The sequence below is a fragment of the Streptomyces sp. S.PB5 genome, from assembly GCF_030403745.1.
GTDB lineage: Bacteria > Actinomycetota > Actinomycetes > Streptomycetales > Streptomycetaceae > Streptomyces.
The window spans coordinates 179253-198380 of sequence record NZ_JAQMWP010000013.1 but is presented as its reverse complement, the minus strand read 5'-3'; the positions used below and the strand labels follow the sequence as shown (position 1 = coordinate 198380).

19 protein-coding genes are annotated in these 19128 nt (G+C 70.6%); 9 read left to right on the top strand and 10 right to left on the bottom strand.

What is annotated here, in order from left to right:
• Nucleotides 1-322: 322 nt before the first annotated feature.
• Nucleotides 323-829: an SgcJ/EcaC family oxidoreductase gene (locus PH203_RS31625; protein WP_289924274.1), complete on the top strand. Its 507-nt coding sequence runs from the start codon at nt 323-325 to the stop codon at nt 827-829.
• Here PH203_RS31625 and PH203_RS31620 read toward each other — a convergent pair.
• Both PH203_RS31620 and PH203_RS31615 read right to left on the bottom strand, forming a co-directional pair.
• Complete coding sequence (locus PH203_RS31620; RefSeq protein ID WP_289924273.1) at nt 795-2147, bottom strand: HAMP domain-containing sensor histidine kinase; 1353 nt, start codon at nt 2145-2147, stop codon at nt 795-797. The two genes, PH203_RS31625 and PH203_RS31620, sit on opposite strands and share 35 nt — an antisense overlap.
• Complete coding sequence (locus PH203_RS31615; RefSeq protein WP_289924272.1) at nt 2144-2887, bottom strand: response regulator transcription factor; 744 nt, start codon at nt 2885-2887, stop codon at nt 2144-2146. Before PH203_RS31615 ends, PH203_RS31620 begins: the two co-directional genes overlap by 4 nt.
• Nucleotides 2888-3099: 212 nt before the next feature.
• On the opposite strand from PH203_RS31615, the gene PH203_RS31610 reads away from it, so the two are divergent.
• From PH203_RS31610 to PH203_RS31595, 4 genes are all read left to right on the top strand, one after another.
• A complete protein-coding gene (locus PH203_RS31610) occupies nt 3100-4377 on the top strand; it encodes an aspartate kinase (protein WP_289924271.1) in 1278 nt (425 codons plus the stop codon).
• The gene (locus PH203_RS31605; RefSeq protein ID WP_289924269.1) at nt 4377-5471 is read left to right on the top strand and encodes an aspartate-semialdehyde dehydrogenase; all 1095 of its coding nucleotides are present in this window, start codon (nt 4377-4379) and stop codon (nt 5469-5471) included. Before PH203_RS31610 ends, PH203_RS31605 begins: the two co-directional genes overlap by 1 nt.
• 464 nt (nt 5472-5935) lie before the next feature.
• Nucleotides 5936-6511 (top strand): SigE family RNA polymerase sigma factor, encoded by a 576-nt coding sequence (locus tag PH203_RS31600; RefSeq protein WP_354671286.1) that lies wholly within the window; start codon nt 5936-5938, stop codon nt 6509-6511.
• A 194-nt stretch (nt 6512-6705) separates the two neighbouring features.
• Complete coding sequence (locus tag PH203_RS31595) at nt 6706-7749, top strand: hypothetical protein (RefSeq protein WP_354671281.1); 1044 nt, start codon at nt 6706-6708, stop codon at nt 7747-7749.
• A gap of 418 nt (nt 7750-8167) precedes the next feature.
• Here the strand turns inward: PH203_RS31595 and PH203_RS31590 are convergent, their stop codons facing one another.
• The 3 genes from PH203_RS31590 to PH203_RS31580 form a co-directional block, all read right to left on the bottom strand.
• A complete protein-coding gene (locus PH203_RS31590) occupies nt 8168-8959 on the bottom strand; it encodes an SURF1 family protein (RefSeq protein WP_289924266.1) in 792 nt (263 codons plus the stop codon).
• Nucleotides 8960-9002: 43 nt separating this feature from the next.
• Nucleotides 9003-9377, bottom strand: coding sequence for a nuclear transport factor 2 family protein (locus PH203_RS31585; RefSeq protein WP_289924265.1), 375 nt, complete (start codon nt 9375-9377; stop codon nt 9003-9005).
• Nucleotides 9378-9442: 65 nt separating this feature from the next.
• Nucleotides 9443-10276 (bottom strand): class I SAM-dependent methyltransferase, encoded by an 834-nt coding sequence (locus PH203_RS31580; RefSeq protein ID WP_289924264.1) that lies wholly within the window; start codon nt 10274-10276, stop codon nt 9443-9445.
• A gap of 105 nt (nt 10277-10381) precedes the next feature.
• Between PH203_RS31580 and PH203_RS31575 the strand changes: the two genes are divergently transcribed.
• Nucleotides 10382-12205: a prolyl oligopeptidase family serine peptidase gene (locus tag PH203_RS31575; protein WP_289924263.1), complete on the top strand. Its 1824-nt coding sequence runs from the start codon at nt 10382-10384 to the stop codon at nt 12203-12205.
• 163 nt (nt 12206-12368) lie between these two features.
• Here the strand turns inward: PH203_RS31575 and PH203_RS31570 are convergent, their stop codons facing one another.
• Nucleotides 12369-14303 (bottom strand): NAD-binding protein, encoded by a 1935-nt coding sequence (locus tag PH203_RS31570; RefSeq protein ID WP_289924411.1) that lies wholly within the window; start codon nt 14301-14303, stop codon nt 12369-12371.
• A gap of 193 nt (nt 14304-14496) precedes the next feature.
• On the opposite strand from PH203_RS31570, the gene PH203_RS31565 reads away from it, so the two are divergent.
• Nucleotides 14497-15564: a permease gene (locus PH203_RS31565; protein ID WP_289924262.1), complete on the top strand. Its 1068-nt coding sequence runs from the start codon at nt 14497-14499 to the stop codon at nt 15562-15564.
• Complete coding sequence (locus tag PH203_RS31560; RefSeq protein WP_289924261.1) at nt 15561-16271, top strand: TIGR03943 family protein; 711 nt, start codon at nt 15561-15563, stop codon at nt 16269-16271. The genes PH203_RS31565 and PH203_RS31560 overlap by 4 nt, the downstream gene beginning before the upstream one ends.
• Here PH203_RS31560 and PH203_RS31555 read toward each other — a convergent pair whose 3' ends face one another.
• A complete protein-coding gene (locus PH203_RS31555; protein ID WP_289924260.1) occupies nt 16272-17120 on the bottom strand; it encodes a helix-turn-helix domain-containing protein in 849 nt (282 codons plus the stop codon). It abuts the gene before it with no gap.
• A 99-nt stretch (nt 17121-17219) separates the two neighbouring features.
• On the opposite strand from PH203_RS31555, the gene PH203_RS31550 reads away from it, so the two are divergent.
• The gene (locus PH203_RS31550; RefSeq protein WP_289924258.1) at nt 17220-17915 is read left to right on the top strand and encodes an NAD(P)H-dependent oxidoreductase; all 696 of its coding nucleotides are present in this window, start codon (nt 17220-17222) and stop codon (nt 17913-17915) included.
• Here PH203_RS31550 and PH203_RS31545 read toward each other — a convergent pair.
• The 3 genes from PH203_RS31545 to PH203_RS31535 all read right to left on the bottom strand — a co-directional run bounded on the left by PH203_RS31545 (nt 17866) and on the right by PH203_RS31535 (nt 18980).
• On the bottom strand, nt 17866-18108 hold the full coding sequence (locus PH203_RS31545) for a zinc-ribbon domain-containing protein (protein WP_289924256.1): 243 nt from the start codon (nt 18106-18108) through the stop codon (nt 17866-17868). The genes PH203_RS31550 and PH203_RS31545 overlap by 50 nt on opposite strands.
• A 90-nt stretch (nt 18109-18198) precedes the next feature.
• Nucleotides 18199-18447: a hypothetical protein gene (locus tag PH203_RS31540; RefSeq protein ID WP_289924254.1), complete on the bottom strand. Its 249-nt coding sequence runs from the start codon at nt 18445-18447 to the stop codon at nt 18199-18201.
• Between the two features lie 224 nt (nt 18448-18671).
• Entirely contained in the window at nt 18672-18980 is a 309-nt protein-coding gene (locus tag PH203_RS31535) for a hypothetical protein (RefSeq protein ID WP_289924253.1), read from the bottom strand.
• Nucleotides 18981-19128 lie beyond the last annotated feature (148 nt).

Below are 19128 nucleotides of genomic sequence, written 5' to 3'. Positions count from 1 at the left end.
AAACCGCAGGTGGCCGACGCCGGGTGTGGAACAGATCTGCCAGTTACTCAATTTCCTCCCCTGCCGCAACCCTCTCGGCCCGTCAACCCCTTTCCCGCCGCCGGGGTCCCGCCAGCCGGCGCGCCAAACGTAACCAAGCAGCGACCCTGCGTGAGTTGGGGCGGTCCTGGACGTCCCCTGTACGGCGGCTGCACGGGCCCTAACCGGTGCCACGCGAATCTGGAGTCACTTCCTCCGCAGGAGCCGCAGGAGCCGCAGGCAAGGCGAGCGGCAGGTAGGTGGAGGAAGGCAAACCCCCCAACTCGCCCGCACTGGAGATGAGATGCCCCCTCGCCCGATACCCAAGCGTGTAGCCGTCGTCACCGCCGGTGCCCTCGTCGCCGTCGGTACCTTTGCCGCCGGTGTCGGCGTCGCCGGGCCGGAGAAGCAGAGCGGCAAGAAGGCGTCCAAGGCCGAGATCGCCGCGCTCTTCGACGGCTGGAACGCCGCCCTGCGGACCGGCGACGCCGAGACGGTCGCGGACCGCTACGCCAAGGACGCGGTCCTGCTGCCCACCGTGTCGAACAAGGTCCGCACCGACCGCGCCGGCATCGTCGACTACTTCGAGCACTTCCTCGCCAACAAGCCGGTCGGCAAGAAGGTCCAGACGATCGTCAACGTCCTCGACGGCAACTCCGCCGTCGACACCGGCGTCTACGAGTTCACGCTCACCGACCCGGACACCGGCGCCAAGCGCGTCGTCGAGGCCCGCTACACGTACGAGTACGAGAAGCGCAACGGCGAGTGGAAGATCGTCAACCACCACTCTTCGGCGATGCCCGAAGGCTGATCCGCACCGCCAGTCCGCCCCCGGGCGCGTCCGCCAGGGTCACGGTCCCGCCGTCGTCCGTCACCAGCTGCTTGACGACGGCCAGGCCGAGGCCGGAACCGGAGCGCCCGGTCAGGCCCTGGCCGCGCCAGAAGCGGTCGAAGGCACGGGACTTCTCCGCGTCGGACATCCCGGGACCCTGGTCGAGGACCGACAGCACCACCGAGTCCCCGCCGGTCTCGATCCGGACCGTGATCCTCCCGCCGTCCGGCGAGACCTCCAACGCGTTGGAAAGCACGTTGTCCAGCACCTGGTCCAGATGGCCGGGGCTGGCCAGCACCAGCGGCCGGCCGTCGGCACTCCCCCCAAGCGCGATGGTGACTCCGCGCTCGTCGGCGGCCGGTCTCCACACCGCGAGGCGTTCCTCGATGATGTCCCGCAGCGAGAGCGGCTCCGCGGCGGTCACCTTGGCCTCCGCCCGCGCCAGCACCAGCAGTCCGTTGACGAGGCGGCTCATCCGGACCACTTCCGCCGTCGCCTGCTCCACGTCCTCCCGTACGAACTCGTCGTCGACGCCGTCCGCGATGTTGTCCAGCGACAGGCGCAACGCCGTGAGAGGGGTACGGAGTTGATGGGAGGCGTCCGCGACGAAGATGCGCTGTGAGGCGACCAGCGTGTCGAGACGTTCCGCGCCCTGGTTGAGGGTGCGGGCGAGGGTCTGGGTCTCGGGCGGGCCCGTCACGGGGGAGCGGGCGGTCAGGTCGCCGTCGCTGAACTTGCTCGCCATGGCGTTGAGTTCGCGCAGCGGGGCGGTGATCCGGCGGGCGACGAACGCGCCGATCGCGGCCGCGGCCGCCAGCACCAGAACCGCCAGCGCGGCCCGGAAGCCCCAGATCTGCCACAGCCGCTTCGTCATGTCCGACGTCGAGTAGACGATCCGTACGGCGGCGTCGCCCTCGGCCGGGACGGTGACCGTCAGATACTTGCCCCAGACGAAGTCGGAACCCCAGTCGGTCGTCTCCGTGTTCTCGTGGACGGCCCGGTCCAGCGCCGAGTCCGAGCCCGGCACCGGCAGGTCCGGGACGCAAGTGCTGGTCGGGGTCACCTGGACGGTGCCGGGGGTCTCCTTGTCGTACGCCCGGGCCACCTTGTTCAGCGCCTCGCACGAGGTGCTGTCGCCGTTGCCCAGCAACAGCGCCATGGTGTTCGCTTCGCGCAGGACGGACTGCTTGGTGTCGCCCCGCAGTTGGTTGGTGAGCGTGAACGCCACCGGCACCGTGAACAGCAGGATCGCCACCGCGACGAGAAGGATGTAACTCCGGATGAGCTGACGGTTCATGATGTCCCGTCAGTCCCGTCAGTCCCGTCAGTCCCGTCAGTCCTGTCCGTTCCGTCAGCCCCGCCACCCTTGGTGATCTCCAGTCGGAAGCCGACCCCCCGGACCGCCTCGATGGTGATCGCCCCGGCGAACTTCCGTCTGAGCGCCGCCACATGGACGTCCAGCGTCTTCGTCGGCCCGAACCAGTTAGCGTCCCAGACCGCCTCCATGATCTGTTCGCGGGACATCAGCGCCCCCGGCTCCTCGGTGAGGAAGGCCAGCAGGTCGTACTCCTTGGGGGCCAGCGGGACCTCCGCGCCGTCCAGATGGACCCGGGCCGCCTTCCGGTCGATGGTGAGCCGGTCGCCGTAGCGGTCGGGACCGGCAGGCTCCGCCGACGACGTACGCGGCTGGGCGCGTCGCATCACCGCCCTTATCCGTGCGATGACCTCCCGCACCCCGAACGGCTTGGAGACGTAGTCGTCGGCGCCGAGCTCAAGGCCGACCACCCGGTCCGTCTCGTCGCTGCGCGCGCTGATGACGATGATCGGCACGTCCCCGCGCTCGCGCAGCGCCTTGCACACGTCGAGACCGTCGGTGTCCGGCAGGCCGAGATCGAGGAGTACGACGTCGTAGGGCTCCTCGTGCCGCAGGGCCGCCCCGCCCGTGGCGACCCACGCCACCTCGAAGCCGTAACGCAGCAGTCCGCGCCGGAGCGACTCGGCGACCGGCTCATCGTCTTCCACCAGCAGTACGCGCACAGGCGCACCTTAGTGCTTGAAACTTAATTGACAGGCGCCTGCTGTGACGCGCTGCACTTTTCCGAAGTCGTTCGGGTGGGCATGCGCTGACCTGGGCGTCCGGAATCTCAGCATGCGGTACTCGGGCAGTGAAATTCGGACGCTCGTTAGACTGAGCCGACCGCGGTACATATGCGTATCAGCGGAAAGAGACGGACGAGCGAGGAGCGCACGTGGGCCTTGTCGTGCAGAAGTACGGAGGCTCCTCCGTAGCCGATGCCGAGGGCATCAAGCGCGTCGCCAAGCGGATCGTGGAAGCGAAGAAGAACGGCAACCAGGTGGTTGTCGTCGTTTCCGCGATGGGCGACACGACGGACGAGCTGATCGATCTCGCCGAGCAGGTATCCCCGATGCCGGCCGGGCGAGAGTTCGACATGCTGCTGACCGCCGGAGAGCGGATCTCCATGGCACTGCTGGCCATGGCGATCAAAAACCTGGGTCACGAGGCCCAGTCGTTCACCGGCAGCCAGGCAGGCGTCATCACCGACTCCGTCCACAACAAAGCCCGGATCATCGACGTCACGCCCGGCCGCATCCGGGAGTCCCTGGACAAGGGCAACATCGCGATCGTCGCGGGCTTCCAGGGCGTCAGCCAGGACAAGAAGGACATCACCACGCTCGGTCGCGGTGGTTCCGACACCACGGCCGTGGCGCTGGCCGCCGCCCTCGACGCCGAGGTGTGCGAGATCTACACCGACGTCGACGGCGTGTTCACCGCCGACCCGCGCGTGGTCAAGAAGGCGAAGAAGATCGACTGGATCTCCTTCGAGGACATGCTGGAGCTGGCCTCGTCCGGTTCCAAGGTGCTGCTCCACCGCTGTGTGGAGTACGCCCGTCGCTACAACATCCCGATCCACGTCCGGTCCAGCTTCAGCGGGCTGCAGGGCACCTGGGTCAGCAGTGAGCCCATCGAGCAAGGGGACAAGAAGGTGGAGCAGGCCATCATCTCCGGTGTCGCGCACGACACCTCCGAGGCCAAGATCACGGTCGTCGGCGTGCCCGACAAGCCGGGCGAGGCGGCCACGATCTTCCGTACGATCTCCGACGCCGAGATCAACATCGACATGATCGTGCAGAACGTGTCCGCCGCGTCCACCGGTCTGACGGACATCTCCTTCACCCTCCCCAAGTCCGAGGGCCGCAAGGCCATCGACGCCCTGGAGAAGAACAAGACCGGCATCGGCTTCGACTCCCTGCGCTACGACGACCAGATCGGCAAGATCTCCCTGGTCGGCGCGGGGATGAAGACCAACCCGGGCGTCACCGCCTCCTTCTTCGAGGCCCTGTCCGACGCGGGCGTGAACATCGAGCTGATCTCGACCTCCGAGATCCGTATCTCGGTCATCACGCGCGCCGACGACGTCAACGAGGCCGTCCGCGCCGTGCACACCGCCTTCGGGCTCGACTCCGACAGCGACGAGGCCGTCGTCTACGGAGGCACGGGACGCTGATGGCAGGGACAGGGTCCGGGCGACCGGGGTCCGGGCGACCTGGGCGGCCGACGCTCGCGGTCGTGGGGGCGACCGGCGCCGTCGGCACGGTCATGCTCCAGATCCTGTCCCACCACGCGGACGTCTGGGGTGAGATCCGCCTGATCGCCTCCCCGCGCTCGGCCGGCCGCAAGCTGGCCGTGCGCGGGGCGGAGGTCGAGGTGATCGCGCTCACCGAGGAGGCCTTCGACGGGGTCGACGTCGCCATGTTCGACGTACCCGACGAGGTCGCGGCCCAGTGGGCGCCGATCGCCGCCGCGCGCGGTGCCGTCGTCGTCGACAACTCGGGCGCCTTCCGGATGGACCCGGAGGTGCCCCTCGTCGTCCCCGAGGTCAACCCGCACACGGCGCGGGTACGGCCGCGGGGCATCATCGCCAACCCCAACTGCACGACCTTGTCGATGATCGTGGCGCTCGGCGCGCTGCACGCCGAGTTCGGGCTGCGCGAGCTGGTGGTCTCCTCGTACCAGGCGGTGAGCGGCGCGGGCCGGGCGGGCGTTGAAACGTTGCGCCAGCAGCTCTCCCTGGTGGCCGGCACCGATCTCGGCACCCACCCCGGAGACGTACGACGGGCCGTGGGCGACAACACCGGGCCGTTCCCGGAGCCGGTCGCGCTGAACGTCGTACCGTGGGCCGGATCGCTGCGGGAGGACGGCTGGTCGTCGGAGGAGATGAAGGTGCGGGACGAGTCTCGCAAGATCCTCGGCCTCCCCGAGCTGCCCGTCGCCGTCACCTGTGTCCGGGTGCCGGTCGTCACCACTCACTCGCTGACCGTGCACGCCCGCTTCGAGGGCGAGGTCACGGTGGCCAAGGCGCGTGAGATCCTCGCCACCGCCCCGGGCGTCGTGCTGTTCGACGACCCGGCCGCGGGGGAGTTCCCGACCCCCGCCGACGTGGTGGGCACCGACCCCACCTGGGTCGGCCGGGTCCGGCGGGCGCTGGACGACCCGACCGCTCTCGAACTCTTCGTTTGCGGCGACAACCTGCGAAAGGGCTCCGCACTCAACACTGCGCAGATCGCCGAGCTGGTGGCCGCGGAATTCGCAGGCCGTTGAGGTGTACAGGTTTGTAAGATCTGCGAACCAAGTGTGAGCCGGTCGATGGTCCGGACCACTTGCTGTGGACGTCGATGTCGTCCGAAGATTTTCCTCCCCGCTCTCCGCAACCGCGCGAAGGGCGGGGAGCGTCTTTGCGAACGCCCTTCAGGGGGTGCGGGGATGCTTGACGGGGCGTGGGGACGCCCCGAAACGTTTCAGGACATAGGGGAAGAGCGGGTAGGCATGAGGGCGCTTGACGCACGGTCAGTTGTGCTGCCTGACACAAGACGGAAGACGGCCTCGTCCGGCATTTCGTTGTGCGACGCGAAAGTGACGCTCGGCACGTACAACCCTTGCGGGGGTAGCGGTGTCCAACTGGCGTGGCAGAGGTTCTCGACTTCACAGCGGTCTCGCGCGGCACGGCCCTCCGGCCGCCGCGCCCTGCGGCCGTACGACCCCGCATGGCCGGTACGCCCGGTGGCATGCCGGTGATCGCGCCCATGCCCGCAGCGCGGCCGGCCCGCATACCGAACCAGCGTGACGGCGCCGAGGATGTGGCGGCCGCAGGAACCACCGTCGACCACCTCACCGAGACCTACCGGGCGCACTACCGCTCGCTGCTCGGTCTCGCCGCCCTCCTCCTTGACGACACCGCCTCCTGCGAGGACGTCGTCCAGGAGGCGTTCATCCGCGTCCACTCCGCGCGCAAGCGCGTCCGGGACCCGGAGAAGACGCTCGCGTACCTCCGCCAGACCGTCGTCAACCTCTCCCGCTCGGCCCTGCGCCGCCGCATCCTCGGACTGAAGCTGCTGTCCAAGCCGATGCCGGACATGGCGAGCGCGGAGGAGGGGGCGTACGACCAGCTGGAGCGCGACTCGCTCATCAAGGCGATGAAGGGACTCCAGCGCCGCCAGCGCGAGGTCCTGGTCCTGCGCTACTTCGCGGACATGACCGAGGCGCAGGTCGCCGAGACGCTCGGGATATCCCTGGGTTCGGTGAAGGCGTACGGCTCCCGTGGCATCGCCGCGCTCCGGATAGCCATGGAGGCACCGGCATGAGCGGGTCGGGATCGGGGCCGGAGCCGGGGGCGGGTACTGGGCCGGGGGCCGGGAAGGGTGACGGACGTCGCAATCCGGACGTCCCGCTTGTTCCTCTTGTCCCGCATGCCCCCCACGAGCCCTACGAGTGGCGCGAGCCGGGCGACGCGGGCGCGCCGCACAAGCCGATGCAATCAACTGCTGGGAACGGAACTGTGAACCACGGCCTCGACGACCAGAGCCCCTCGGGAGGGCTCGACTCGGACGAGCTGGCACTGCGCCGCATGCTGCACCAGGCGGTCCAGGAGATCGAACCTCGCGACGGCACGCTCGACCACCTGCGGCACGCGGTACCCGCCAGGCGGGCCCGCAAGCGACAGGCCATGGTCGGCATGGCGGCCGCCGCGCTCTTCGTCGGCACCGCGGTCCCGGCCCTGCTCCATGTCTCCGGCGCCACCGGCTCCGACGCCAACCCCTCCGTCGCCGGGCACTACTCCGAGGCCCAGGGCGGCGCCACCGAGGGCAAGGGCCCGGACGGCGGCGAGAGCACCTCCGGCGGTTCCTCCGGCAAGGTCGAGGGCAAGGACAAGGACGACCCCAAGGGCGACGACAAGGACAAGGGGTCCGGCTCCGGCAACGGCAGCAGCGACACCTCGGGTCCGTCGGCCACCAGCACGGCCGGCGTAGCCGCGTGTACGGCGACGGAGCTCGGCACGCCGACGGCGACCACCGACCCGGTCGACACGGCGGGCGCGGTCTACGGCACGTTCACCTTCACCAACTCCTCCGCGGCGGCGTGCACGGTCACCGGCCCCGGCTCGGTCACCACGTTGACGTCGGGCGCGGCGGACTCCACCAAGGTCTTCTCGACCCGCCACGCCTCGGGCGACGCGGCCTCGTCGCTCCCGGACCCGTCTCTTGAGGTCGCCTCCCTGGTCCTCCAGCCGGGCGCCTCCTACAACGTCCGTTTCGCCTGGGTCCCCTCCGGGACCTGCCCCACGGACAACGGCTCCGACGGCGGCACCGACGGCGGCTCCACCGCCTCCCCGTCCCCCACGGAGAACTCCGGCACCACGGACGGCACCTCGACGGGCGGCGACACCGGCACCTCCACCCAGCTGATGACGGCAGACGGCACAGCAGACGGCACCGTCACCATCACCGGCACAGCAGAAGGCGGCGCCCCGTCCACCTCGGCAACCATCAGCAACGCCTGCGCGGGGACGGTGTACTGGACGGGCGTACTGGCTTCGTCTTGAGCGGCGTGGTGTAACGGACGGGGGACACGGCACACTCACCGCAACGCCCACCCGGCAGTCGGCCGCCCCCGTCACCCACCCAGCCCGCATAGCCCGCGGGCTGGCGTACCCCCCAGGACGGCGCCCACCAAGTCCGCCAGCCTGCATAGCCTGCGGGCATTCGTGCCGCCCAGGGTGGCGTCCATCCGGCAGTCGGCAGCCCCGTCCCCGCCTAGCCTGCATAGCCTGCGTGCCGCCCGGGTCGGTGCCCGTCCAGCCCGCCCAGCCTGCGGGCATTCGTGCCGCCTAGGGCGGCACGGGTGGGCGCTGGGGGTCCCCCCTCTGGGGGAGGCACCCCGGTAGCGCCGGGCCGCGCGACCCACCCCGACGCCGGCGGCATCGTCGGTCACCTTGACCCCGTCCCCGACGGCAAGGCCGCTTACTTGACCCCGGCGTCCACGGCGACGACCTGATCCGGCACCAACCCCAGCGCGGCGTCCCGCTGGAACTCCACCTCGCGCCGCACCAGCCGGAACCACATGAACACCACGAACCCGGCGAAGACAAACCACTCCCCGGTATAGCCGAGGTTCTGGAACGCCTTCAGATTCAGCCCCGAGTCCGCAGGCGCAGCCACCGGCACCGCCTTCATCCCGGAATCCCCGGAATTGAGCGTGACCCACCCGTCGTACACGTCGTACGGCACAAGGTTCACCAAGGAAGCCGCACTGATCGCCGAGGTCTGCCCCGCAGGCAACCCACCCCGCGCACTCACCCCGTTCTCCCCGGGCTGCTCCGACGCCTGCAGCGCGCCCGTGACGGTGACCTCCCCCGACGGCGCGGCCGGTGCCTTGGACGCATCCACATCCCCCGGCAGCCACCCCCGCACCACCGGCAGCGCCTTGCCCCCGTCGACCCGCAGCAACGTCAGCACGTAATACCCGCGCTTCCCGTCCAGCTCCCGCCCCGGCACCAGCAACTGCTTGTCGTACCGCCCGGTCGCGGTCACCTGTTTCCCCGACGTCTCCTGGTCCACCGGCAGCAACGAGGCCAACGGCTGAGCCGCCTCCCGCCGGTCCGAGGCGACCTGAGTCGTCGCCCGGTCGTGGGCGGCCATCCGGTCCTCGAACCGGCTCAGCTGCCAGGACCCCATGAACACACAGAAGGGGATGGCGAGCAGCACGAAGACGTTGATCCCGAACCAACGAGGCGTCAGCAGAAACCGGTACACACCTCAACGGTACGGGGCACCGCACACCACCCCGCCCGCGGGGTCAGTACCGCACGACGAGATGCTCCCGCCCCGCCGGCGGCTCATACGGCTCCGGCCAGAAGTCGACGACGGTGGATATACGGCCGTTCTCGTCCCCCGTGAAGAACGAGATGCCGTACATCTCCTCCAGCCCCACCGTGAAGAGGATCCACGTGACCACCTGCCCCGGTTCGGCGACGATCCGCTCGATCCGCAGGTGCCAGTCAGCGGGATACTCCCGGTTGAACCGGACATACCGCTCCCGCCCGCTGATCCGCTCCCGCGTCTGCGGCAGCGTGTACACCACGTCCTCCGCCAGTGTCCCCTCGAACGCACCCCAGTCCCGCGCCTCGGCGGAGGCCCAGAAGGTCTCGACTGTCTTGCGCAGATCGGTCATGGAGCCGAGTCTGCACCCGACCACTGACAATCGGCCTCGACCGGTCGGTCCTCAGTCCTCAGCCTTCAGTCCTCGCCGTCTCTCCGGGCCCGCAGCGAGTACATCAACGGAATCCGCGGCCGCCCCGCCGGGAACCGGTGATACCCGTCCCGCACCTCGAACGCCTCGAACCGCGGGAACAGCGACACATCGTGCTCGTGCAGGAACTCGATCCGCAGCCCCGCCGCCGCGATCGCGGTGACGACCTCACCGAGCGGATGCTGCCACTCCACCGTCCGGTTGTGGGCGAGGCCGGAACCCCCGTCGGTGTACGTGCCGGACAGCTCGTACTCCTGGGCGCCGGCGTCGAAGTAGTCGTGCACGACCCGCGACCCGGTCTCGTCGTCGAGCACATCGGTGATCGGATGGAACTCGGCGAGATAGAGGAACCCGCCCGGCGCCACCAGCGACGCGGCCGTCTCCGCCCAGCGCCGGATGTCCGGCAGCCAGCACAGCGCCCCGCCGCCGGTGTAGACGATGTCGTACGACGACTCCGGCACCGCCTGCGCCGCGTCGTACACGTCGGCCGCGACGAACGCGGCCCGCTCCGCCCCGAACCCGAGATCCGCCGCGAGCGAGCGGGCGGTCTCCACGGCGGGCTCGGAGAAGTCGAGCCCGACGACCCGGGCGGCCCCGTGCCGCGCCCAGGACAGGGTGTCGAGCCCCATGTGGCACTGCAGATGGAGCAGGGACCTGCCGGTCACGTCCCCGACCTCGGCGAGTTCGAAGTCCCGTAGCGGATCGGTGCCGGCCCGGAATCCGGCGAGGTCGTAGAAGTCGCTCGTGGCATGGACGGCGGCGCGCTCGTCCCAGTTCGCGCGGTTGGACTCGCGCCAGTCGGTGGGGGTGGAGGGGGTCATGATGCGGGGCCGCCTGAACTGCTGGGGGTAGGGGACCGGTGGAGGTTATCCACAGGCTGAGGACCTCGCCAGCGAATTGTCGGCGGGGCCAGGCACTATGGGCTCATGACTGAGAGCAACGAGTCCGTCTCGCCCGAGCAGAACGAGTCGATGCCGGACTGGGAGAAGCGCTTCCGGGCGCCCCGGGTGTCCCTGCCGGACTGGGCGGAGGACGCACCGGACCGCTCCCTGTTCGTGTCGAACGCGACGGGGACGTACGAGCTGTACGCCTGGGACCGCGCCAAGGACGAGCAACGCCAGGTCACCAACCGGCCGAACGGCACGACGGACGGCGTGCTCTCCCCGGACGGCGCCTGGATCTGGTGGTTCGACGACAAGGACGGCGACGAGTTCGGTGTCTGGCGCCGCCAGCCCTTCGAAGGCGGCGAGGACGAGCTGGCGGCCCCCGGCCTGGACGCCTCGTACCCGGCGGGCCTGGCCCTGGGCAGAGACGGCCGCACCGCGGTGGTGGGCCGTTCCACGGACGAGGACGGTACGACGATCTATGTCGCCCGCACCGGCGAGGCGCCCGTGGAGATCTACCGCCACCGCGAGTCCGCCGGCGTCGGTGACCTCTCCCACGACGGCACGCTGATCGCCCTGGAGCACACCGAGCACGGCGACGCGATGCACTCGGCCCTGCGCGTGGTCCGCCCCGACGGCACCGCGGTCGCCGAGCTCGACGACACCAAGGAGGGCACGGAGGAGCTGGGCCTGGAGGTCCTGGGCTTCGCCCCGGTCGACGGCGACCCCCGTCTCCTCATCGGCCACCAGCGCCGAGGCCGCTGGGAGCCGTTGGTGTGGGACGTGTCCACGGGCGAGGAGACGGACCTGGCCCTGGACCTCCCGGGCGATGTGAGCGCCGAGTGGTACCCGGACGGCACGGGCCTGCTCATCGCCCACAGCTTCGAGGCGCGCAGCGAACTCTTCCGCTACGACCTGACGACCCGGGAGCTGGTCAGGATCCCGACTCCCCCCGGCTCGGTCTCGGGCGCGACCGCCCGCCCCGACGGCAGCGTGGAGTACCTGTGGTCCTCGGCCGCGGAACCCTCGACGGTCCGCTCGACCACGGGCCAGGTCGTCCTCGACCCGCCGGGCATGAAGTCCCCCGGCTCGGTCCCGGTGGAGGACATCTGGGTGGAGGGCCCGGGCGGCCGCATCCACGCCCTGGTCCAGAAGCCGAAGGGCGCCTCCGGCCCCCTCCCGACGGTCTTCGACATCCACGGCGGCCCGACCTGGCACGACAGCGACGCCTTCGCGGCGGGCCCGGCGGCCTGGGTGGACCACGGATACGCGGTCGTCAGAGTCAACTACCGGGGCTCCACGGGCTACGGCCGAGCCTGGACGGACGCCCTGAAGCATCGGGTGGGCCTGATCGAGCTGGAGGACATCGCGGCCGTGCGCGAATGGGCGGTGAGCTCGGGCCTGGCAGACCCGGCCCGCCTGATCCTGACGGGCGGCTCCTGGGGCGGCTACCTCACCCTCCTGGGCCTGGGGACCCAGCCGCACTCCTGGACCCTGGGCATCGCGGCGGTCCCGGTGGCCGACTACGTCACGGCGTACCACGACGAGATGGAAGCCTTGAAGGCCATGGACCGCACCCTCCTGGGCGGCACCCCGGAGGAAGTCCCCGAACGCTTCGAGGCGTCCTCGCCCCTGACCTACGTCGACGAGGTCAGGGCCCCCGTCTACATCTCGGCCGGGGTCAACGACCCCCGCTGCCCCATCCGCCAGATCGACAACTACGTCAAGCGCCTCGAAACCAGGTCCGCACCCCACGAGGTCTACCGCTACGACGCCGGTCACGGCTCCTTGGTGGTCGACGAACGCATCAAGCAGGTCAGACTGGAACTGGACTTCGCGGCAAGGCACCTGCCGACGACGAACTAGCCACGGGCGGAGCGGGCGCGCTCGCGCCCGCTCGCTCTCGTCGAGGGCGAGCGAAGCCCGCCTGCGCCCACCCACCTAGCCTGCGCCCCGGGCAACCACTCGTCCCCGGACAACGCACACCCCACCCGACGGGCACCCCGCCCCGCTCAAGTCCCCGCCCCGCTCAAGTCCCCGTCCGCTCCCGGGCCCGCCGCCTCCCCAGCAACTCCGCCAGACCCCTCCGCGTGGCCGCGAGCACCACCCGGTCCTCGCCCTTCAGGACATAGGTGTCGGGCAGGTCCCAGACCAACCCGGACCCCCCGGCCTGCCCCGCCTCCTCGTAAGCCTCCTCCACGGCAGGCGTCCCGCCGGACGCGGCCGTGTCCAGCGCCAGCACCCGCCACGCCCCCGCCCGGAACGCCTCCCCGACCGTCTTCCCCTCCAGCTCCGGGTGCCCGGCCACCTCAAGCGCCGCGAACAGCAGCACCCGCCGCTCCACAGGAATCGCCCCCAGGATCTGCCGCCCCATCATCGCTCCGGCGAACGCGGGCGCAGCCAGATGGGACACACTCCGACTCCGTGTGGAGGCCTGCGGATGAGCGGCCCGCAGCGTCCGGTACACGGCGGTCGCGAAGTCGTCGTCGTACAGCCGCAGCACGACCCGAAGATCGGCCCGCACGGACCGCGCGTACAGCACGGCCTCCAGATTCGTCGTATCCGCGCTGGTCACAGCCAGCAGTGCATGCGCCCGATGAATCTTGGCGGCCTCCAGCACCCCTTCCTGAGTGACATCCCCGAGCACCACGGGCACCCGCAGCCGCCGAGCGGTCGCCAGCCCCCGGGCCTCGGGATCGGACTCGACGCACACGACAGGAATATGAAGCTCCCGCAACCGGGTCAGCACCCTGGTCCCGATCTTGCCCAGCCCGAGGAGGACGACATGCCCACCCAGCCCCCGAGGCGGTTTGCGCAACGCGGACGCGCTCCGGAAGGTCCCGAGCCCCTCGAGTACGGCGGCAAGCAGCACCGGCAGCAGCAGCAATCCCACGAGCCCGGCGAGGAGTTGGAGAATCTGCCGGCCGAGAGGCTGATTGAGCGCGGGATCGTTGATCGCGAAGAGATCGAGCAGCACCTCGTACGTGGCGTAGAGCGGATGATCCCCGGTGACCACCGACAGCGCGACGGCCAGCGCGGCCACACACCCCACCAGCCCCGCCAACGACCACCGAAGCCGCCGCGAGAACAAGGAGGCGAACGGCGGCACGACCCCACCCCGCCCCGAAGGCACCGAGGGCCCCGCGTACGACACCTGCTCCAGCACCAAAGTCCCGCGCCCGTCCGCGTCCCGCACGGCCGCCGCATCCGGCAACAGCTCGGGCCCCTGCTCGGCTGCACCCGGTTCGGCCCCGTCGGGCCCGCCCGTCCCGTTCCCGGAAGGGGACAGCAACGCCAGGGTGGCCAGCCCGGCGGCACCACCCACCGCCCCCGAGCCTCCCACCGGCGGCCGCTCCACCGCCCGCAGCAACAATCCGTCGGTCTGTACGACCTTGCTGGTCCCGGCGACGGCACTGGCCACCAGCGCCGGCGCGGCGGTGTCGGCGTCGGACAGCACGGTCGTAGAGGCGTCGACCCCGGAACCGCCCGCTCCCGCACCCGCACCCTCGCCGCCGGACGCCAACGCGGAGGCCTGATCGAGGAGTTCCTCGATGTGTGCCCCCAACCGCCGGTTGTAGAGGCGAAGCACCAGCCGCAGCCGAGGATTGATCCGACGGGCGATCAGGGCGGCGCGGATATTGGTCTCGTCGTCGTCATAGACGAGCGCCAGCGCCGCGGCCCGCTCCACCCCCGCCTCGGCCAGCACCGCCTCGCTCGCCTCGGCGGCCTCCAACGTCCGCTCACCACCGGCCGGTTCACTCACCACCGCCCGTCCGGCAGCGGCACTGACCACCCGGTCCACCCGGCCCAGCAACGCCGCGGAGGCCGCCCGCGCCCGCCCCACCACCGGCGTCCGCACGGTCCGTTCGGAGGCGGGCACGACCAGCGTCACCTGCTCCCCGTACACCCCCCGCAACTCGGCGGCCAGCCGATGCGCGAGCCCGTCGTCCCCGCACACCACCATGTGTGCGGCGCTGTTCCCCGCCTGACCCTGATTCGGAACGCTCGCCACGAGGGAAAAGAGTGCCTCACCGGGGCGGGAGGTTCCAGAAGGCACTGACAGGAACTGACAGGCGCTGACAGGCACTGAACGCCCGCCCGCACCCCGCCGTACTGGAGGGGAGGGAAACCAGCACCCTTCGGGAGGTACCTCGCCCGTGGCCATCACCAAGCCCGCGCCGAACCGGGCGACGGAGCCACATCCGGAAGATTCACATCCGGAAAATCCGCGCCCGGGAGATCAGGGTTCGGGAGATCCGCGTCCGGACGATCAGGCCCGCCATCTCAACTCCCCCCTCCTGCTCACGATGCTCCTGCTCATGGTGCTGCTGATGCAGGGGCCCATCCGGGGTCTGCTCGCCGCGCCGGTGATGCAGAGCTGGATGACGGTGTTCGTGGCCGTGGTCGTGCAGGCGCTGCCGTTCCTGGTGCTCGGGGTGCTCCTCTCCGCGGCGATCGCAGTGTTCGTGCCGCCGTCGTTCTTCGCCCGGGCGCTGCCGAAACGCCCCGCCCTCGCGGTCCCGGTGGCGGGAGCCGCCGGTGTGGTGCTGCCCGGGTGCGAGTGCGCGTCGGTCCCCGTCGCCGGAGCGCTGGTACGGCGAGGCGTCACACCCGCCGCCGCCCTCGCCTTCCTCCTCTCCGCACCCGCGATCAACCCGATCGTGCTGACGGCGACGGCGGTGGCGTTCCCGGGCAACCCCGAGATGGTCCTCGCCCGTCTCGTCGCGAGCCTGCTGGTGGCGTGCGCGATGGGCTGGCTGTGGCTGCGCCTCGGCCGCACCGACTGGCTGCGCCCGCCGGCCCGTTCGTCGTACGAGGGTCAGGGCAGGGGAGCGGCGTTCTGGGGGTCGGTCCGGCACGACGTGATGCATGCCGGCGGTTTCCTGGTCGTCGGTGCGATGGCGGCGGCGACGCTGAAGGCGGTCGTACCGGAGGAATGGCTGCGTACGGCGGCGGGGAACCCGTTCGTCTCCGTGCTCGCCCTCGCCGTACTGGCCGTCCTGCTGTCGATCTGCTCGGAGGCGGACGCGTTCGTCGCCGCGTCCCTGTCCCAGTTCTCGCTGACCGCGCGGCTGACGTTCCTGGTGGTGGGCCCGATGATCGACCTGAAACTGTTCGCGATGCAGGCGGGCACCTTCGGCCGGTCCTTCGCCCTGCGCTTCGCCCCCGCCACCTTCGCCCTGGCGGTCCTGGTGTCGGTCGCGGTGGGGGCGGTGCTGCTGTGAACCGGCACGCACAGTCGGCGGTCATGTTCCTGCTCGGCGCGACCCTGCTCCACGCGGGCAGCACCGACCTCTACCTCCGCTACGTCAAGTCGGGCCTGCGGCCGCTGCTGCTGCTCTCCGGGGCGGTGCTGATCGCGGCGGCGGTGGCGACGGTCTGGTACGAGAGGCGAGGCCCCCGGAAGGAACACCAGCACCAGCACCACGAACCCCGGGTCTCCTGGCTGCTCGTCCTCCCCCTCCTCGCCCTGGTCCTGGTGGCCCCGCCCGCCCTCGGCTCGTACAGCGCGATGCGCACGGGGACGGCCCTGCAACAGCCGTACGGCTATGACGAGCTGCCCGCCAAGGGCCCGCTCCGGCTCGGTGTGGCCGACTACGCGGGACGTGCGGTGTACGACCAGGGCCGTTCCATAAAAGGCCGCGAGCTCAAGGTGACCGGCTTCCTCGCGATGGACCGCGCGGGCCACCCCTACCTGGTCCGCATGGCCCTCAACTGCTGTGCCGCGGACGCCCAGCCGGTGAAGATCGCCCTGACCGGCGCGATCCCCCCGGTGCTCCGCCCGGACGCCTGGCTGGAGGTCACCGGCACCTACACCCCCGAGCGGACGAAGGACCCGGTCAACAACGGCCCGATCCCGTATCTGAAGGTCACGGAGGCGCGTCCGGCGACGGCGCCGGCGGACCCGTACGACGAGACGTGGAACGAATGACTAGGCGAGCAGCTCGCGGAGCGCGGCGGCCTCAGGACTGTCCTCCGCCGCGCTGAACACATGCAGGACCAGCCCGGACTCCCCAGGCGCCGCCGGCACATGCAGCGTCTCGAAGTCCAACTCCAGCACCCCGACGGCGGGATGCCTTACCCGCTTGCGTCCGGCCGCGCACATCGTCACCTCGCCCGAGTTCCAGATCTGCCGGAACTCCCCGCTCTCGGCGGTCAGTTCGCCGATCAGCGAGGCCAGCCGGGTGTCGTCGGGATGCCGTCCGGCGGCGACGCGCAGCTGTCCGACCGCCTCGGCGGCCCGTGCCTCCCAGTCGGGATGGAGGTCGCGGGCGGCGGGGTCCAGAAAGAGGAACCGGGCGTTGTTGGGATCCCGGCGCCCCGGCACATCGAGCCCGCCCATGAGGGCGCCCCCCAGCCGATTCCAGGCGACGACATCGAGACGGTGATCGGTGGCGAACACGGGCAGTCGCTCCATGGCGTCCAGCGCGCGCCGCAGCCCCGGCCCGATCCGGGTGTCCGGCACCGGCTCGCTCCGCCCGGCGGCCAGGGTGTCCAGGTGCCGCCGCTCCGCCACATCGAGCCCGAGCACCCGCGCCAGCGCGTCCAGCACCTCCGCGGACGGCTGCGTGGCCCGCCCCTGCTCCAGACGGACGTAGTAGTCCACGCTGATGCCGGCGAGCTGCGCCAACTCCTCGCGCCGCAGCCCCCGTACCCGCCGCCGCTTGCCCGCACCGGCCCCGGCGAGCGCCTTGATCCCCACCTGCTCCGGCGAGACCCGCCCACGACGGGCCCGCAGAAATCCACCGAGGGCCCGCTGACCGTCGTAGCTCACATCCATGAATTCCAGTATGCGTGGCCCTGCCAATACCAGGATCACGGTTCCGACGGTCGAAGGGGGTTCTGGCTGGGGAGCGGCTTCCCCGCGAACGTGGAGGCCATGAAGAAGATCCTGATCGTCAGCGCCCACCCCGAACCCCGCTCCCTGAACGCCGAGTTGACGGCGTTCGCGGCGAACCGCCTGCGCGAGGCCGGACACGAGGTGGTGGTCTCGGATCTCTACGCGATGAAGTGGAAGCCGACGGTCGACGCCGACGACTACCCGGACCACACCTCTGACCACCGCCTCCATGTGATGGCGGCTTCGGAACGGGCCACCCTGGCCGGCCGCCTGTCCTCTGACGCCGCCGCGGAACAGGAGAAGATCCGCTGGTCGGACGCGGTGATCCTGCAGTTCCCGATGTGGTGGTTCTCGGTCCCGGCAATCCTGAAGGGCTGGATCGACAGGGTCCTCACCAGCGGCTTCGCATACGGCCCTCAGGTCCCGCCGCCGTACGGCGACAGCGCGCCGCTCACGGGCCGCCGGGCCCTGCTCTCGCTGACGCTGGGCGCGAAGGAGAAGTCGTTCGCGGACACGGGCATCCACGGCCGCCTGTCGGACGTACTGCACCCCTTGCAGCACGGCGTGTTCCGCTTCACGGGCATGACCCCGCTGGAACCCTTCGCGGTGTACGAGACGAACGAGCTGCCGGAGGAACGCTTCGAAGCGGCCAAGAAGGCGTACGCGAAGCGCCTGGACACCCTGTTCACCGAGGAGCCGGAACTGCCTGCAACTGCTCTGCCTGCTCTGCGGTGATCTTCTGCTCGGTGCCGCAGAAGGTGCACTGCGTCGCGTACTTCGTCGAGAACGGGAACAGCGGTACGAAGAACAGCGTGAACTTCGTGACCCGCTTGCGGAGCGTGTGCGCCGCGGGGTTGCCGCAGTGGCCGCAGACGAGGGTGAGTATGGCGAGCTGGTAGAGGTAGCCCTTGGTGCCGAAGATGATCACGAGGGGTTCCTTTCCGGGAGGCGGTCGGTCCCTGCCGACAAAGGCTACGGCTTTGCTCACCTCCCCCAGCTGCTCATCTCCCCCAGCTGCTCAGCCGCGGATCCAGCCGTGCATGGGGGGAGTGGAGAGGGCGTCGTCCACCGTGCGCAGGGCCTGGGGCGCCGGAGTGCCGTCCGGAGCCGTGACGGCCAGGGTGGCGGTGCTGCTCGTGTTGCCGGCCGGTCGCACGACCCAGTCTCCCGGCAGGATCGAGACCAGACGGACGACCGCCGTCTCGGGCGCCGACGCGGGCAGAGCGTCCGCGGTCTTGCGGATGCTGACCAGTAACCGGGTGGACATGGGCACTCCCGTGGGCGGCCGGGAGCCCGGCGGTCAGCTCGTCGGCGAGCCGGTGTGCCTCCCGGGCCAGGGAGTCGTCGCCGCGGCGGCCGACGAGACGGAGCAGCGCCATGCCGAGCCCGGCCGTGCCGCCCGCGAGACTGTGGGCGGGGCTGCCGTCGCGATGGCGTTCGCGGGGAGGGGCAGGGCGCGGTCCAGCAGCTCGGCGGCCTCGTCGGGACGGCCTAGGTCGTGCAGGACACAGGCGATTTTCCGGCCAGCCCGTCATAGAGCCTGGGGCGGGCGGCGTCCAGCCTGCGGGCGGCCCCGGCCGGCCAGTCGACGTGCTGCTCCGGCACCGCGACACCCGCGAAGTGCAGCGCCCACAGTACGCCCGCCGCGCCGTTGGCGATGTTCAGGCTGCCGTCCGGGTGGCTGAACTGGTCGGCGTCACCGGGGAAGAGACGATCCGTCCGCTCGGGGGTGGCGGAGACGAGCACATGCCACAGCCGGTGGGCGCCGGTCCAGTGCACGAGTCCCGCGAACGGCACCATCTGCTCGGGTCTGCTCGGGTCTGCTCGGGACGAACGGCACGAGGACCGAGTAGGCGGTCATCGGGGCTGTCTCCTTGTTCCTCTGGTTTCTCTGGTTGTTCCTCTGGTTGTTCCTCTGGTTCCTTATTGGTCCTCGGCTGACGTCGGG